This is a genomic window from Aliirhizobium cellulosilyticum (assembly GCF_014198105.1).
Lineage (GTDB): Bacteria > Pseudomonadota > Alphaproteobacteria > Rhizobiales > Rhizobiaceae > Neorhizobium > Neorhizobium cellulosilyticum.
Window position 1 is genome coordinate 1,074,781 of sequence record NZ_JACIGW010000001.1, and the last position, 14,019, is coordinate 1,088,799.

General features: G+C 59.1%; 14 protein-coding genes. 5 read left to right on the forward strand and 9 right to left on the reverse strand.

What is annotated here, in order from left to right; all coding sequences use genetic code 11:
- The first annotated feature begins 67 nt into the window (after positions 1-67).
- Both GGE33_RS05040 and GGE33_RS05045 read left to right on the forward strand, forming a co-directional pair.
- Positions 68-409 (forward strand): RidA family protein, encoded by a 342-nt coding sequence (locus tag GGE33_RS05040; protein ID WP_112457847.1) that lies wholly within the window; start codon positions 68-70, stop codon positions 407-409.
- A gap of 15 nt (positions 410-424) precedes the next feature.
- Entirely contained in the window at positions 425-784 is a 360-nt protein-coding gene (locus tag GGE33_RS05045) for a hypothetical protein (RefSeq protein WP_183821459.1), read from the forward strand.
- A 92-nt stretch (positions 785-876) separates the two neighbouring features.
- Here GGE33_RS05045 and GGE33_RS27690 read toward each other — a convergent pair whose 3' ends face one another.
- The 5 genes from GGE33_RS27690 to GGE33_RS05065 form a co-directional block, all read right to left on the reverse strand.
- Complete coding sequence (locus GGE33_RS27690) at positions 877-999, reverse strand: hypothetical protein (RefSeq protein ID WP_280518259.1); 123 nt, start codon at positions 997-999, stop codon at positions 877-879.
- A gap of 65 nt (positions 1,000-1,064) precedes the next feature.
- Positions 1,065-2,738: a thiamine pyrophosphate-binding protein gene (locus GGE33_RS05050; RefSeq protein WP_183821460.1), complete on the reverse strand. Its 1,674-nt coding sequence runs from the start codon at positions 2,736-2,738 to the stop codon at positions 1,065-1,067.
- The gene (gene caiB, locus GGE33_RS05055; RefSeq protein WP_183821461.1) at positions 2,693-3,934 is read right to left on the reverse strand and encodes a succinate--glutarate CoA-transferase; all 1,242 of its coding nucleotides are present in this window, start codon (positions 3,932-3,934) and stop codon (positions 2,693-2,695) included. Before caiB ends, GGE33_RS05050 begins: the two co-directional genes overlap by 46 nt.
- A 2-nt stretch (positions 3,935-3,936) precedes the next feature.
- Entirely contained in the window at positions 3,937-4,884 is a 948-nt protein-coding gene (locus GGE33_RS05060; protein WP_343062216.1) for a DMT family transporter, read from the reverse strand.
- Positions 4,885-4,956: 72 nt separating this feature from the next.
- Positions 4,957-5,910, reverse strand: coding sequence for an alpha/beta fold hydrolase (locus GGE33_RS05065; protein WP_183821463.1), 954 nt, complete (start codon positions 5,908-5,910; stop codon positions 4,957-4,959).
- Positions 5,911-6,000: 90 nt separating this feature from the next.
- On the opposite strand from GGE33_RS05065, the gene ettA reads away from it, so the two are divergent.
- From ettA to metF, 3 genes are all read left to right on the forward strand, one after another.
- Positions 6,001-7,650 (forward strand): energy-dependent translational throttle protein EttA, encoded by a 1,650-nt coding sequence (gene ettA, locus GGE33_RS05070; protein WP_148147594.1) that lies wholly within the window; start codon positions 6,001-6,003, stop codon positions 7,648-7,650.
- 131 nt (positions 7,651-7,781) lie between these two features.
- On the forward strand, positions 7,782-8,777 hold the full coding sequence (locus GGE33_RS05075) for an ArsR/SmtB family transcription factor (protein ID WP_183821464.1): 996 nt from the start codon (positions 7,782-7,784) through the stop codon (positions 8,775-8,777).
- 7 nt (positions 8,778-8,784) lie between these two features.
- Complete coding sequence (metF, locus tag GGE33_RS05080; protein WP_183821465.1) at positions 8,785-9,675, forward strand: methylenetetrahydrofolate reductase [NAD(P)H]; 891 nt, start codon at positions 8,785-8,787, stop codon at positions 9,673-9,675.
- Between the two features lie 424 nt (positions 9,676-10,099).
- On the opposite strand, the gene GGE33_RS05085 is transcribed toward metF, so the two are convergent.
- From GGE33_RS05085 to GGE33_RS05100, 4 genes are all read right to left on the reverse strand, one after another.
- Positions 10,100-11,014 (reverse strand): DMT family transporter, encoded by a 915-nt coding sequence (locus GGE33_RS05085; protein ID WP_183821466.1) that lies wholly within the window; start codon positions 11,012-11,014, stop codon positions 10,100-10,102.
- 95 nt (positions 11,015-11,109) lie between these two features.
- Positions 11,110-12,324: a lytic murein transglycosylase gene (locus GGE33_RS05090; RefSeq protein ID WP_183821467.1), complete on the reverse strand. Its 1,215-nt coding sequence runs from the start codon at positions 12,322-12,324 to the stop codon at positions 11,110-11,112.
- Between the two features lie 163 nt (positions 12,325-12,487).
- The gene (locus GGE33_RS05095; protein ID WP_148147676.1) at positions 12,488-13,270 is read right to left on the reverse strand and encodes a glycoside hydrolase family 25 protein; all 783 of its coding nucleotides are present in this window, start codon (positions 13,268-13,270) and stop codon (positions 12,488-12,490) included.
- A 131-nt stretch (positions 13,271-13,401) separates the two neighbouring features.
- A complete protein-coding gene (locus GGE33_RS05100) occupies positions 13,402-14,019 on the reverse strand; it encodes a class I SAM-dependent methyltransferase (RefSeq protein ID WP_246435824.1) in 618 nt (205 codons plus the stop codon).

The following is a 14,019-nucleotide window of genomic DNA, read 5'->3' on the forward strand; positions in this document are numbered from 1 at the left end:
CGTTTTTCGCGCGCGGTGTGACCTTCACTCCGCGCTTTTTCCAAGCTCAGCATTCAGGAGCATTCCCATGAGCATCAAGCGCATCGAGCCCGGCGCCCGCATGAGCGGCGCGGTCGTACACGGCAACACCGTTTATCTCGCCGGCCAGGTTGGCGAAGGCGAAACCGTTACCGACCAGTGCAAGGACGCGCTGGCTGAAGTCGATCGTCTGCTGGCCGCGAGCGGCTCCGACAAGTCGAAGATCCTGCAGACGATCATCTATCTCTCCGACATGTCGACCTTCGGCGAAATGAATGCCGTCTGGGAAGCCTGGATTGATCCGGCCAACCCGCCGGCCCGCGCCACGAGCGAAGCTGCTCTGGCCGCTCCGAAGTACAAGGTCGAGTTCATCGTAACCGCTGCAATCTGATAAAGAGCGCCACGGATGCTGAAAGTACCTCTGCTTACGATTTGCATCGCCAGTAGCCTGCTGGCATCCGTGGCGCACTCTCAAACTCTGCCTTCCGTGCCCCAGGGTTCGGAACTGGATGTTGCCGCTCAAGCCATGATTTATGCGCGGGCTTGCGATATTCGCTACAAGCGTCCGTCGATGGTGTGGGATTCGAAGTCGCTGTTTCTGAAATATGCGCGCGGGACGTCATCCAATCCGCAGGCGGAAACGGAGAAAGCCTTCAAGGCTGCCCAGCGAACAGCAACGCGGGCCTATGCATTGTCCGACAAGCAGATCACTGTCGATTTTTGTACGCGGTTGTCCGCCGTCTTCAAGCGCGAACTCGGCCTCTGATTGCCGACCGCTCGGTAATCGAGCAAGCTCTCTTTATCCCAGAAAATGAAAAAGGGGCCGGAAGATCCAGCCCCTTTTCGTGTATCTGTTAATCATGCTTCGCCCGGCGTCATGCCGAAAAGATAAAAGGCTGCAAGAGCGATTGCGATGAGGAAGATGACGGCCACGAAGGTCGACATGCCTCCCAGTGCTTTTCGTTTTGTTTCATTTGCCATGCCGCATCAACGACATGAACAGACTTTGGTTCCTGACTTTTTGAGCAAATGCTCAAATCTGGGCCTTAGGCTTTGTTGCGGATCTGAGTCAGTGTTTTCGCTGGCGTAATTGCTTCCGGATCGAGCCGGACCTCAATGATTGCCGCTTTGCCGCTTTCACGGGCGCGCAGATAGGCCGGTCCGAAATCCTCTGTCCTTTCGACCAGTTCGCCATGGCCGCCGAAGGCTTTGGCGTAGGCGACGAAATTCGGATTGACCAGATCTGTGCCGCTGACGCGGCCCGGATATTCCCGCTCCTGGTGCATACGGATCGTGCCATAGATGCCGTTATTGACCAGCACGGTGATGATCGGCAGTCCATAGCGGACGGCGGTGATGAACTCCTGCCCATGCATCATGAAGCAGCCATCACCGGCAAAGCAGACGACTTCGCGCTCGGGAAACAGCTGTTTGGCGGCGACCGCTGCCGGCAGGCCATAGCCCATGGAGCCGGAGGTCGGAGCGGACTGGGTGTTGTATTTCTGGAAGCGATGGAAGCGGTGCAGCCAGGTGGCATAGTTTCCTGCGCCATTTGTGAAGATCGCATCGTCGGGGACGTTATCTTCAATCCAGGACATGATCGGCCCCATATGGACCTCGCCGGGACCGGTCTCCGGCGGCGTCGACCATTTGAGATAGGCGTCGTGCATGGCCGACTTTCGCTCGGCCCAAAGCGGCAGGGCCGGAGGTTCGAGGTCCTTGATCGCCGAGACAAATTCTGCCGGGCCGGCGCAGATTGCAAGGTCCGGGCGATACATGCGGCCGATCTCTTCCGGATCAGGGAAGACATGGACGAGCTTTTGGCTCGGGTAGGGAATATCGATCAGCGTGTAGCTGGATGACGGCATTTCCGACATGCGGCTGCCGATCAGGATGAGGAGGTCGCTGTCCTTGACCTCCTTGGCCAGGGACGGATTGATGCCGATGCCGACGTCGCCCGCATAGGAGGGATGAAGGTGGTCGAACAGCATCTGGCGGCGGAAGGAGCAGCCGACCGGCAGCTTGAAGCGGCTGGCGAATTCCTGGAAATCCGCCACTGCCTGCTCATTCCAGCGTGTACCGCCGAGGATGACCATCGGGCGCTGGGATGCTTTCAACAGTTTCTCGAACTCGTCGATCTGCTGTTTTCCGGGATGGCTTTCGACACGCGTATAGGAGCGAGCCTGCGGTGCCTCGACCTCTTCGACCAGCATGTCTTCCGGCAGCGTCAGCACCACCGGACCGGGGCGGCCGGACGTAGCGACGGAAAAAGCGCGGGTGACGAATTCCGGAATGCGGCGGGCATCATCGATCTCGCCGACCCATTTGGCGAATTCGGTGAAGGCACGTCGATATTCAACTTCCTGGAAGGCTTCGCGCTCCTTCATGTCGCGGCCGATCTGGCCGACGAAGAGGATCACGGGGATCGAATCCTGCTTGGCGACATGCAGGCCGGCAGAGGCGTTGGTGGCGCCGGGGCCTCTCGTCACCATGCAGATGCCCGGTTCGCCCGAAAGCCTGCCCCAAGTGTCGGCCATCATTGCTGCGCCGCCTTCCTGGCGGCAGACGAGGACGTCGATACCGCTCTCATAAAGCGCATCGAGCACGGCGAGGTAGCTTTCGCCTGGCACACAGGAAACCCGTTTGACGCCGTTCGCCTTCAGCGCCTCGACGATCAGCTGGCCGCCGGTCCTTTTGGTGGTTTCCCCGTTTCTTTCCATTGACTGCTTTCCTCCTCGATTGCATTCAGTTCTGCCAGAATTTCATCCGTATGCTCGCCAACCTTGGGGCTCGGACGGTGATAGGCAAGCGGTGTCTCGGACAACACGATCGGGCTCCTCACGCCCGGAATGATCGTGCCATCAGCCGCTTCGAGATCGATGCGCAGACCGCGCGCCTTGACCTGCGGGTCTTCGAACATTTCTCCGATCGAGTTGATCGGGCCGACCGGTACGGCATTCTCGCCGCAGGCGGCCAGAAGATCGGCCTTGGACCATTTCGTCGTCTCGGCGGTGAGCAGGCTGCGAACCTCGATGCGGTGGGCGACGCGGGCCTTGTTGGTTGCGTAGCGCTCGTCATCGGCCACATGCTCGATGCCGAGAATGCGGCAGAAGCGGCGGAACTGGCCATCATTGCCGACTGCGAGGATGATGTGGCCGTCGTGGACTGGGATTACCTCGTAGGGCGATATGTTCGGGTGGGCATTGCCGAGTTTCACCGGCGGGATGCCGGAAATCAGGTAGTTCATGTTCTGGTTGGCGAGAACCGAGGACATGACATCAAGCAGGGCCATGTCCACCTGTTGGCCTTCCCCGGTTTTCATCGCATGGATCAGCGCGCCCTGAATGGCGGTGACGGCATAGATGCCGGTAAAGATGTCGGCGATTGCGACGCCAGCCTTCATTGGCTGGCCGTCCGGTTCGCCGGTGATCGACATGAAGCCGGACATGCCCTGGACAATGTAATCGTAGCCGGCAAGGCTGGCATAGGGGCCGTCCTGACCGAAGCCGGTAATCGAGCAGTAGACGAGTTTCGGATTGACCTTCTTCAGGCTCTCGTAATCAAGGCCGTATTTCTTCAGTCCGCCGAGCTTGAAGTTTTCGATCAGGACATCGGACTGCGCGGCGAGGCGGCGGATGATCGCCTGTCCTTCTTCCGTCTTCAGGTCTACGGCGATCGAGCGCTTGCCGCGATTGGTGGAATGGTAATAGGCGGCTGACAGGTTTTCGCCATCGGCGCTTTCGACGAACGGAGGTCCCCAGACGCGGGTATCGTCGCCGCCTTCCGGGTTTTCGACCTTGATGACGTCCGCCCCCATATCCGCCAGCATCTGGCCTGCCCAGGGGCCGGCAAGGACGCGGGCGAGTTCGAGGACGCGGATGCCGGCAAGCGGCGGCTTTTTGGAGGCGATGTCCATGGTCAGGGGGCTACCGATGTCGTTTCGCTTGTGGTGACGGGTCTGATCGAGGCGACGCGGCGTTCGCGCCAGATGATGTAGAGGCCGGAGCCGATGATGATCGAGATACCGAGCCATTTGATCGGATCCGGAAAATCACCGAAGACCAGCCAGCCGAAAAGTGTGGCAGAGACAATCTCGAAATACTGGATCGGGGCGAGCACGGAGGCGGGGGCGGCCCGATAGGCGTAAACGCTCAGCAGACCAGAAAGGGCGGCGAAAACGCCAACGCCAGCCATCCACATGAAGGTGGTGATGCCGGGCAGCGAGGGTGCAAGGAAGCCGATATCGGCAGCGTCTCCGACGAAAAGCAGGACGGCGCAGATCGGGATACCCCAGAGCGCCATCTGGAACTGCATCGCGAAGGGTTCCTCCCGATGCGCCAATGCGCGTGTCATCATGGCAAAGATGGCGACGCAGAAGGCGGTGACGACCGGCAGGAGTGCGACATAACCAATCTCCTGAAAGCTCGGGCGAATGACGATCATTGCGCCTATGAACCCGACGCCACAGGCGGTGTAACGGCGCCAACCCACGGTTTCTTTCAGGAAGATGCTCGACAGGATGGTGAGAATGATAGGCTCGACAAAGAAGATCGCGATCGCGTCTGCGACCGGCATGACTGCCAGCGTGGCGACGAAGCAGACCATGGATATGGTGATCACTCCGGCCCGGATCGCGTGATAAAAACTCATGCGCCAGGAAAAGGAGCGCCACGACCCTGCCCAGAGCACGAATGGTAGCATGCACAGGCCTTGAAAGACGAAGCGGGCCGCGGTGATCATGGTCGGGGAGGCGGTGGTGGTCGCAAGCTTGGAAAACACGTCGATCAGCGGCGCGACCAACATGGCCAGGATCATCAGGCCGAGGCCGGTGGTGATGCTGGCGGTGTGCGCTATTGGGCGTGACATGGCAGGTGATGCACTCATGATTTCGATATAATGGACTGCGACATTCTGCGCACATGAAGAAAAGTCATGAACTCATTCCGCAGCTGTTCTGATTGGCTGGATTATACGGGTAGCCCAATCGGCAAATTCGGCCGTGGCTTCGGTGCGCATCGTGTCGTTGAGAGTTTCGTGGCGGGCATTGGGCCAAAAGCGCGTCATGACATTGTTGAAGCCATGTTTGCGTAGGTGACCTGAAAGCCAAAGGATGGCCCGGCCTTTATCTGTTGCGGGATCCTCTCCGCCACCGAGCAGATGAATGGGCAGGTCTTTTGGCAACCGATCGACGAGTTTCGGGGCGCGGAAGGTCATCTCGAAAAGGTCGAGCCAGAGCGAGACGCTGGCGTCGAAACCGCAGAGCGGATCGGCGACATAGGCGTCGACTTCCGCCGGATCGTGGCTCAGCCAGTCGAAGGCCGTGCGGTGGCCGGGGATGCTGTCACCCCATGCGCCGAAGGTGAGGCGAGGGAGCATGCCGCTCGGCGTGTCCGATCCTTTTAGCGCGCGCTCTGCAAGTAGAAGCCCTTGAGCAGCGCGGCCGGCCATGCCCGGATTGAAGTTGGAATTCCAGATGGCGATACCGGCGAAATCGCGAGGGTGATCGACTGCGGCGTTGAGCGCGATCAGGCCACCCATGGAGTGGCCGAACAGGATGACGGGCAGGTCGGGGTGATCGGCGAGGGCTCGGGTGCGCACGGCCATCAGGTCGTCAATGACGAGGCGTATGCCGTCCTTCGATGCGAAACGACCGATCGGTGCGTCAGGCGCAACCGTCCTGCCATGACCGCGATGGTCCCAAGCGTAAACGTGAAAACCGTTCCGCGCCATCGCCTCGGCAAAGGAACGGTAAAGTGTCGAATGCTCCGCCAAACCATGGGAGATCAGCAGTATCGCCTTTGCGTCGCCTTGGGCGGTGGCGTGGCGATAGGCGATCCCGGCACCCGTCGGGCTGGGGAAAGTGTGCGTTTCCCACCCAAAATCCAAGCTCATTTCAAAACCTCCCCCGCTCTTCGCATTGCCCCGAGGCGCGTCTTCGCCTACATAGCGGCAAAACCTCTTTCCCCCGGAGCTTAATTATCGATGGCACGTCAGTTCATCTATCACATGTCGGGACTGAACAAGTCCTATGGCGCCAAGAAGATCCTTGAGAACGTCAACCTGTCCTTCTATCCCGACGCCAAGATCGGTATTCTCGGCCCGAACGGTGCCGGTAAGTCGACGGTTCTGCGCATCATTGCCGGTCAGGACAAGGAATATACCGGTGAAGCCTGGCTCGCCGAAGGTGCGACCGTCGGTTACCTGGAGCAGGAGCCGAAGCTCGATCCCAACAAGACCGCGTTCGAAAACGTCATGGAAGGCGTGGCCGACAAGCAGGCCGTGCTGGACCGCTACAACGAACTGATGATGAACTATTCCGACGAGACGGCGGACGAGGGTGCCAAGCTCCAGGACATCATCGACAGCCAGAACCTCTGGGACCTCGAACAGCAGGTCGAGATGGCGATGGAAGCGCTGCGCTGCCCGCCGAAGGACGCCGCCGTCGACAACCTGTCGGGTGGTGAACGCCGCCGTATCGCGCTCTGCCGCCTGCTGTTGTCGCAGCCGGACCTGCTGCTGCTCGACGAACCGACCAACCATCTCGACGCCGAAACGATCGCATGGCTTGAAAAGCACCTGCGTGACTATCCGGGCGCCGTGATGATGATTACCCACGACCGCTACTTCCTCGACAATGTTACCGGCTGGATCCTCGAGCTCGACCGTGGTCGTGGCATCCCGTACGAAGGCAACTATTCCGCCTACCTGACCGCCAAGGCCAAGCGCATGCAGCAGGAAGCTCGCGAAGAGGCTGGTCGCCAGAAGGCGTTGTCGCGCGAACAGGAATGGATCGCATCCAGCCCGAAGGCTCGTCAGGCCAAGTCGAAGGCCCGTATCAAGTCTTACGAACAGCTGGTCGATGCGGCTGAAAACATTCGGCCGACCGATGCGCAGATCATCATTCCGGTCTCCGAGCGTCTCGGCAACGTGGTCATTGAACTGGAAGGCATCAAGAAGGGCTTTGACGGCCGCACGCTGATCAACGACCTGTCGCTGAAGCTGCCGCCGGGCGGTATCGTCGGCATTATCGGCCCGAACGGCGCCGGCAAGTCGACGCTGTTCAAGATGATCACAGGCCAGGAAACTCCGGACGAGGGATCCATCCGTATCGGTGAAACCGTTCATCTCGGTTATGTCGACCAGAGCCGTGATGCTCTCGACGGCAACAAGACCGTTTGGGAAGAAATTTCCGGTGGCGCGGAAGTCATCAAGCTCGGCAAGTTCGACATGAACTCCCGTGCTTATTGCGGCGCGTTCAACTTCAAGGGTGGCGACCAGCAGCAGAAAGTCGGCAATCTCTCGGGTGGTCAGCGCAACCGCGTTCACCTTGCCAAGATGCTGAAGGCCGGCGGTAACGTTCTTCTCCTCGACGAACCGACCAACGACCTCGATACGGAAACGCTTGGCGCTCTTGAAAGTGCGCTGGAAGCCTTTGCCGGCTGCGCTATCATCATCAGCCACGATCGCATGTTCCTCGACCGTCTGGCCACGCATATCCTTGCCTTCGAAGGTGACGGTCATGTCGAGTGGTTCGAAGGCAACTTCGAAGACTACGAACAGGACAAGGTTCGTCGACTTGGTCCTGATGCGCTGAACCCGGGCAGCCAGGCCTACAAGCGCCTGACGCGCTAAGGCGCTTCAGTCACTCCCGTGAATTCAAAGGGCGGCTTTGCCGCCCTTTTTGCAAACGCCAGACGGCGGCTTGCATCCTCTCTGCATTCGATATAAAGATATCTTTATATCTTGATTGCCGGGAAACGCGTATGTCGCTAGCACTCGATACTTTGGTTGACGTTTTGAAGACGGTCGGGGAGCCGACACGCTTCCGGCTGCTCGCTTTGTTGGCAAAGGGCGACCTGACGGTAACCGACCTGACCGAAATTCTCGGGCAGTCGCAACCGCGTATCTCCCGCCACTTGAAGCTTCTCAACGAAGACGCGTTGATCAACCGCTATCAGGAAGGAGCCTGGGCTTACTTCCGCCTGACGCAGGACGGTCCGGCTGCTGCTCTGGTCAAGACTTTGCTTGCTGCTTCGGCCAATGATGACCCTGTTCTGGTTCGCGATGGCGAACGGCTTTCTGCCGTCAAGCATCAACGGGCTGAACGTGCCCAGGCCTATTTCAGCCGCAACGCTTCTGAATGGGATGAACTTCGCCGTCTCCATGCAAGCGATTCGGCTGTCGAGCAGGCGCTTTTACGGCTGGTCGGTCCTTCCCCCATCGATTCCCTGCTCGATCTTGGAACGGGCACGGGGTGGATACTGAAACTGCTTGCTCCTCATTACCGCCGTGCGATTGGCGTCGATGCAAGCCGCGATATGTTGGCGGTCGCGCGCGCCAACCTGGACAAGGCCGGCATATTGAAAGCGTCCGTGCGTCATGCGGATATTCTCAACCTATCGCTTGATGGACAGGATTTCGACCTCGTCACGATTCACCAGGTACTGCATTTCCTCGACCAGCCTGAACTTGCGATCGCAGAGGCAGCCCGTATCCTGCGGCCAGGCGGCAGGTTGCTGATCGTTGACCTTGCACCACACAAGCTTGAACATTTGCGCGAAGAGCATGCCCATGTACGCCTTGGCTTCTCACATGAGGCTATTGGCGACTGGTTGGAAAAGACCGGGCTCGATATCGAAAAAGCCATCGATATTGCGCCCGAACAAGATGACGGTCTCACTGTCACGATATGGCTGGCAAAGGATCGCCGTCTCCTGATGGCCGATGCTGAGCCAGCGGAAGCAATTTCGGTATTTTAGGAAGAATATGATGAACGAGACCACGACACGCCCGCGATTCGATATTTCTTTCGAATTCTTCCCGCCGAAATCCGAGGAGATGGAGGCGCAGTTGTTCGAGACCGTCGATCGTCTGGCGCTCTTTCAGCCGGAATTCGTCACCGTGACCTATGGGGCAGGTGGCTCCACAAAAGAGCCTACGCTCTCAGCTGTCACCGGGATCATCGACAAGACCAACCTGGCGACTGCCGCACACCTGACCTGCGTTGATGCTTCCAAGGATGAAGTACGCTCGGTCGTCGAGGAATATCGCGCTGCAGGAGTGCGCAGGATCGTTGCGCTCAGAGGTGATCCGACCGCTGGCATCGGTACAACCTATCTGCCGCATGCAGACGGCTTTCAGCGGACGGCGGATCTGGTGCAGGCGTTGGCGGAATACGGCGATTTCGACATTTCCGTTTCAGCCTATCCGGAAAAGCATCCCGAAAGCCGCAATATGGCTGCGGATATCTCGGTCTTGAAGCAGAAGGCCGATGCCGGCGCTCACCGTGCGCTCACCCAATTCTTCTTCGATAATGAGGTCTTCTTCCGCTACATGGATGAGGTTGCTGCAGCCGGTGTTACCATTCCGGTCATTCCCGGCATCATGCCCATCCAGAACCTGACGCAGCTCAAGCGCTTTTCGAAACGCTGCGGCGCGACCATTCCCGGTTTTCTCGATGAGCGGTTCGAGGGGCTGGACGACAACCCGGATGATCGGGCCAAGGTCGCCGCCGAAGTCGCCGCCGAACAGATCGAAGAACTCGGCCGCAATGGTTTCAACCACATTCATCTCTACACGATGAACCGTTCGCCGCTCGTTTCCGCTGTGCTGGATAATATCGGCCACAAGCCGGGAATGCGTAAGGCTGCGGCTTGAAGCTTGGACTGGAATAAATGAAAGGCGCATGTTCCGGGGAACATGCGCCTTTCGAAATTCAGGTCCATATCAAACGTTCATGGATGCAAGATACGACCGGTAGTCTTTTGGCCTAGATGAAGAGCATCGAGGCTATGAATGCAAATGCAGCACCGACTACCAGGAGATTGAGGGGGTATGTACGTCCCATGTCTGCCTCCTTGCGTTGACGGTCCGATTTTATGTCGGTTCCGTGTCAAATGGAAAGCGGAATTTTGTGCTGCGACGCAGTGATCAAGCCGCGTTAGGATTTTGTTATCAATCTATCTTTTTGATAATAAATGAAATAATAGAATTTAACGAAGCTTTCCTATGCGTTAAATTCATCTATTTGTCTGTTAATGAACGTTATTTTCCGTGAGTGGAAAGGCTCTTTTGCACCGCTTCAAACAGTCTTTTTGCGCATGCGAAGGATTCGTCCGTCGAGCAGAACGAGGCCGAAACCGATTACTGCCATTCCAGCCAGGTCGGTCATCGCGAGGCGTTCTCCGAGGAAGATGGCTCCCAGCAGAATAGCGCTCGGCGGCACCAGCAGAGTGACAAGCGAAGTATTGGTTGCCCCCGCGATCGAGAGGATCCTGAAGAAGATCAGGTAGCCAAGTGCGGTCGAAAGAAGAGCCAGCGCGATGATGGCCGCGATCGTGTGAGTGGAGGGTGTCGCCAGCGTCCAGGGCTGGTCGGCAATCAGCGAGATCGGCAGCATGATGAGGCTGGAGGCAGTCAGCTGGCCGGCGGCCGTCACCGGGGCTGGAATGCCGCGAAAACGCTTGCCATAGGTTCCGGCTAAGCCATAGGAGATCGCCGCCATGACTGGAAGGATGAGTGCCCAGAGCGGGGCGGCGCTGGCTGTCATCGCACTCGGGCCGATCAGGATGCAGGTGCCGGCAAGGCCTGCGGCGCAGCCGGCAAGCTTGGCACCGGTAAGCTTTTCGTCCGAGGTCCACTGATTGGCAATGATCACCGTCCAGATCGGCGTGGTGGCGTTGAGGATGGAGGCGAGGCCCGCGCCGATCTCGGTCTGGCCGAAGAAGATCAGCGTATGGGGCAGGGCGTTGTTGATCAAGCCGAGGATAAGGAACGAGCGCCAGTGCTGTTTCAGGATCGAATAAGTGCCGAAGCGTCCATGCAAATAGATGTGCAGCGCGAGAGCAGCGATGCCGAGGCGCAGCAGAACCAGCGTGAAGGGCGGCACTTCATGGACCGCGATGCGGGCAAAGAAGAAGGAACCACCCCAGAGAAGACCGAGAAGGAAGAGCAGGGCCCAGGCGAGTGGGGTCAATCGAGGTGTCGCTGATGTCATCCGGATGCTCTTCTCGCGCTGATTGAGATGCAGAAGATAAAACGGGCGGCGATCAGATCGCCACCCGTTTCGTGTCATGGGGTCAATTTCTTACCTTAAAGCGCCTGAAGCAGGGCCTGCGTCGGCCAGCCATCGGCAGGCATGCCGAGGCGCGCCTGTTCCTTCTGGACCGCCTGACGCGTACCGGAGCCGAGAATGCCATCGATCTTGCCGACATCGTGGCCGTGAGCATCAAGCTTGGTCTGCAGCTGCTTCATGGCCTCTACGTCGAGGCCCTGTTCCGGAGTTGTCTTCTGGTAGGGCGGTGCGCCGGTCAGACGAGTGGCGAAATAGGCGGCGGAGGTCGTGTAGATGAACGACTGATTCCACTGCAGGTAGATGCCGAAATTCGGGTAAGTAAGGAAGGCCGGTCCCTTGCGGCCCTGGGGCAGTATGAGAGCTGCCGGCAGGTTGCCGAATTTCGTGTCACCATCACGCGGGGTGACACCGTAGGAGAACCACTCGCTGGCCGGGATTTCGTTGCCGAGGCCGGATTTCTCGAAGGGCAGATTTTCCGGCAACGTGACTTCCTGGATCCAGGGCTCGCCCTTCTTCCATCCCATGCTCTGGATGAATTTCGCGGCCGTCAGAACCGCATCCGGTGCGTTGCCCTTGACGTCGATATGGCCGCTGTTGTCGCCATCGACGCCTTGAGCGATGATGTCTTCCGGTAGCATCTGGACCTGGCCAATCTCACCAGCCCATGCACCGGTATTGGTCGACGGGTTGAGGTCGCCGTGCTGCACCATCTCGATCAGGGCGATCAGCTGCGGGCGGAAGAGTTCCGGGCGGCGGCAGTCATGGGAGAGCGTGACGAGCGCGTTGCGAGTGTTGAAATCGCCCTGGACGGCGCCGAAGTCGGTTTCCATCCCCCAGAAGGCGGTGATCACGCCTGCGGGCACGCCGAACTCGTTTTCCGCACGTGAGAAAACATCGGCGAGCTGCTTGAGTTTCTGGCGGCCGATATCGAGGCGAGCCTGGCTGACCGTGCGCTGAGAAAACTCAAGAAAAGTCTGACGGAAAACGCCCTGGGCGCGGTCACGGCTCAGAACCTTCTGGTCGATCTGCGCGCCAGCGAGGGCTTCGTCCACCGCCGAGGCCGGAATGCCCTTGGAGATTGCTTCCTGCTTCACGCCCGCGAGAAACGCGGTCAGGTCGCCACCGCAGGCAGGGGCGGGTGACGTGGAAGGCGTCTGGGCGAATGCGGGGGCGGTCAGCCCTCCGGCAATAAGGGCTGCAAGAACAAAGCTACGGCTGTCGAGAAATGACATAGGGCGATCCTGGCGATCTGTGGCGTGTACGGGGATGATCAATGTAGAAATATGTGCCGCACGTACCCGTGAGCGCGGCGGCAGCCGGCTATTTAGCGCAGTCGCATTCACATTGCCAGTGATAGGTATGGAGACAGCGCTACGATCTCACCGGGACTGACAGTCAGTCGTTTGCAGCGGCGACCCAGGTGTTCCAGTTTCTTGCGCTGCCGGAAAAGACGTTGATGTCCGTTTCACCCCTTATGCCCGGTACGACGCCGGTAGCGGTATATTGCCAGAAGGCCCATTTGCGACCGGTATAGATTTCGCCTGGATGCGCTGCCACCGAGCGGACCCAGAAGTGATAGTCGTTGAATGCGCCGACGAGGTTGTCGCGGTGGAAATCGACCGATGTGTAGATGATCGGTTTGCGGCCATAATGGGCTTCGATACGGGCCATGAAGCGCCGCATCACGTCACGCACCGTTGCTGCATCCGGCCTCAGCTTGCAGGTCGGCGAGGCGGGGTTCCATTCCATGTCCAGAACCGGCGGAAGCATGTTGGCTTCCTTTGGTACATTGGCAATGAACCAGTCGGCCTGATCTTCCGGTGTCGAACAGAAATAGTAGAAATGATAGGCGGAATGCGGGATGCCGGCGCGTGCAGCACCTTGCCAATGGGTTCTGAACGCCGGATCGATGCGGTCCTTGCCTTCGGTTCCCTTGATGAAGACGAAGGCGACGTCGGATTTCCTGACTGTCTGCCAGTCGATGTCCGTGCCGTTCCATTTCGACAGGTCGATGCCGTGGACTTCGTGCCGACCGGGGTGATCGCGGCCGAAATTCTGCGGGTCATTGTCCTTGAACTTCGTGCCGCTGATCGAGGCCGTGTCCATGAGGTCGCTGGTGGACGTGCAGGAACTGGCCAGCACGGCGGTCAGAAGAAGGGCGAGAAGCGTGCGCGGCATAAGGAATCCGGTCTGTGCTGCAGCTAAGCCGCTATCGGCCGGAATCAGGCCGCGCGGCATTCGAGCGTTCCGTTTACCATAGTGCCGCCGGGATTGCGTAAGGCGAAATGATCGGCCGGATAACGAGTGCGTCAGCCTCGCTTGCGGATCACTGCGTGCCAGGCGTAACCGCGCCCGATATCCTCGAAAGTCATGGCGGCATTGGCTGCGTCGAGCCTGGCCTGAAGGACTTCGTGAAGATTGGCCCGCGGGGTGACGTGAAAGCGGCGCAGCCAGGTTTGAAGCATGCCGCGGAACCAGCCGGGCAGGCGCTCCTGCTGGCCGAAATCGACGATGTGCAGCGAGCCTTTCGGATTGAGGGCAGCCAGTGCCGTGGTGATTGCCTCCTCCCAGGCCGGGATCATCGAGACGGCGTAGGAAATCATGATGCGGTCGAAGCCGCTGACACCGAAGTCCTGCGGGCGGAAGGTCGTGGCGTCGGCGACGATCAGGGTCGGTTGCTGTGCGTCGCCGGCCAGATTGGCGCGTGCGGTCTGCAGCATCTCGGCGGATATGTCGAGGCCATAGAGCTTCGCCGTCGGGTAATGGCGGCGGGTCAGGACCAGATTGCGGCCGGTGCCGCAGCCGACTTCCAGAATGCTTGTCCCGTCGGTCGCGTTCAGGCCTGCAATCGTTCTGTCCCGGCCGAAAAGGTAATATTTCCGCGTGAGGTCGTAGATGTGCCGCTGGTAGCGGTACATGCGGTCCAT

What these genes read in the sequence shown, in the direction of transcription:
- GGE33_RS05085 (WP_183821466.1), bottom strand. Translation starts at nt 11,014, where the DNA reads ATGACATCAGCGACACCTCGATTGACCCCACTCGCCTGGGCCCTGCTC.
- GGE33_RS05040 (WP_112457847.1), top strand. Translation starts at nt 68, where the DNA reads ATGAGCATCAAGCGCATCGAGCCCGGCGCCCGCATGAGCGGCGCGGTC.
- GGE33_RS05050 (WP_183821460.1), bottom strand. Translation starts at nt 2,738, where the DNA reads ATGGAAAGAAACGGGGAAACCACCAAAAGGACCGGCGGCCAGCTGATC.
- GGE33_RS05075 (WP_183821464.1), top strand. Translation starts at nt 7,782, where the DNA reads ATGTCGCTAGCACTCGATACTTTGGTTGACGTTTTGAAGACGGTCGGG.
- GGE33_RS05095 (WP_148147676.1), bottom strand. Translation starts at nt 13,270, where the DNA reads ATGCCGCGCACGCTTCTCGCCCTTCTTCTGACCGCCGTGCTGGCCAGT.
- metF (WP_183821465.1), top strand. Translation starts at nt 8,785, where the DNA reads ATGATGAACGAGACCACGACACGCCCGCGATTCGATATTTCTTTCGAA.
- caiB (WP_183821461.1), bottom strand. Translation starts at nt 3,934, where the DNA reads ATGGACATCGCCTCCAAAAAGCCGCCGCTTGCCGGCATCCGCGTCCTC.
- GGE33_RS05065 (WP_183821463.1), bottom strand. Translation starts at nt 5,910, where the DNA reads ATGAGCTTGGATTTTGGGTGGGAAACGCACACTTTCCCCAGCCCGACG.
- GGE33_RS05045 (WP_183821459.1), top strand. Translation starts at nt 425, where the DNA reads ATGCTGAAAGTACCTCTGCTTACGATTTGCATCGCCAGTAGCCTGCTG.
- GGE33_RS05100 (WP_246435824.1), bottom strand. Translation starts at nt 14,019, where the DNA reads ATGGACCGCATGTACCGCTACCAGCGGCACATCTACGACCTCACGCGG.
- GGE33_RS05090 (WP_183821467.1), bottom strand. Translation starts at nt 12,324, where the DNA reads ATGTCATTTCTCGACAGCCGTAGCTTTGTTCTTGCAGCCCTTATTGCC.
- ettA (WP_148147594.1), top strand. Translation starts at nt 6,001, where the DNA reads ATGGCACGTCAGTTCATCTATCACATGTCGGGACTGAACAAGTCCTAT.
- GGE33_RS27690 (WP_280518259.1), bottom strand. Translation starts at nt 999, where the DNA reads ATGGCAAATGAAACAAAACGAAAAGCACTGGGAGGCATGTCGACCTTC.
- GGE33_RS05060 (WP_343062216.1), bottom strand. Translation starts at nt 4,884, where the DNA reads ATGTCACGCCCAATAGCGCACACCGCCAGCATCACCACCGGCCTCGGC.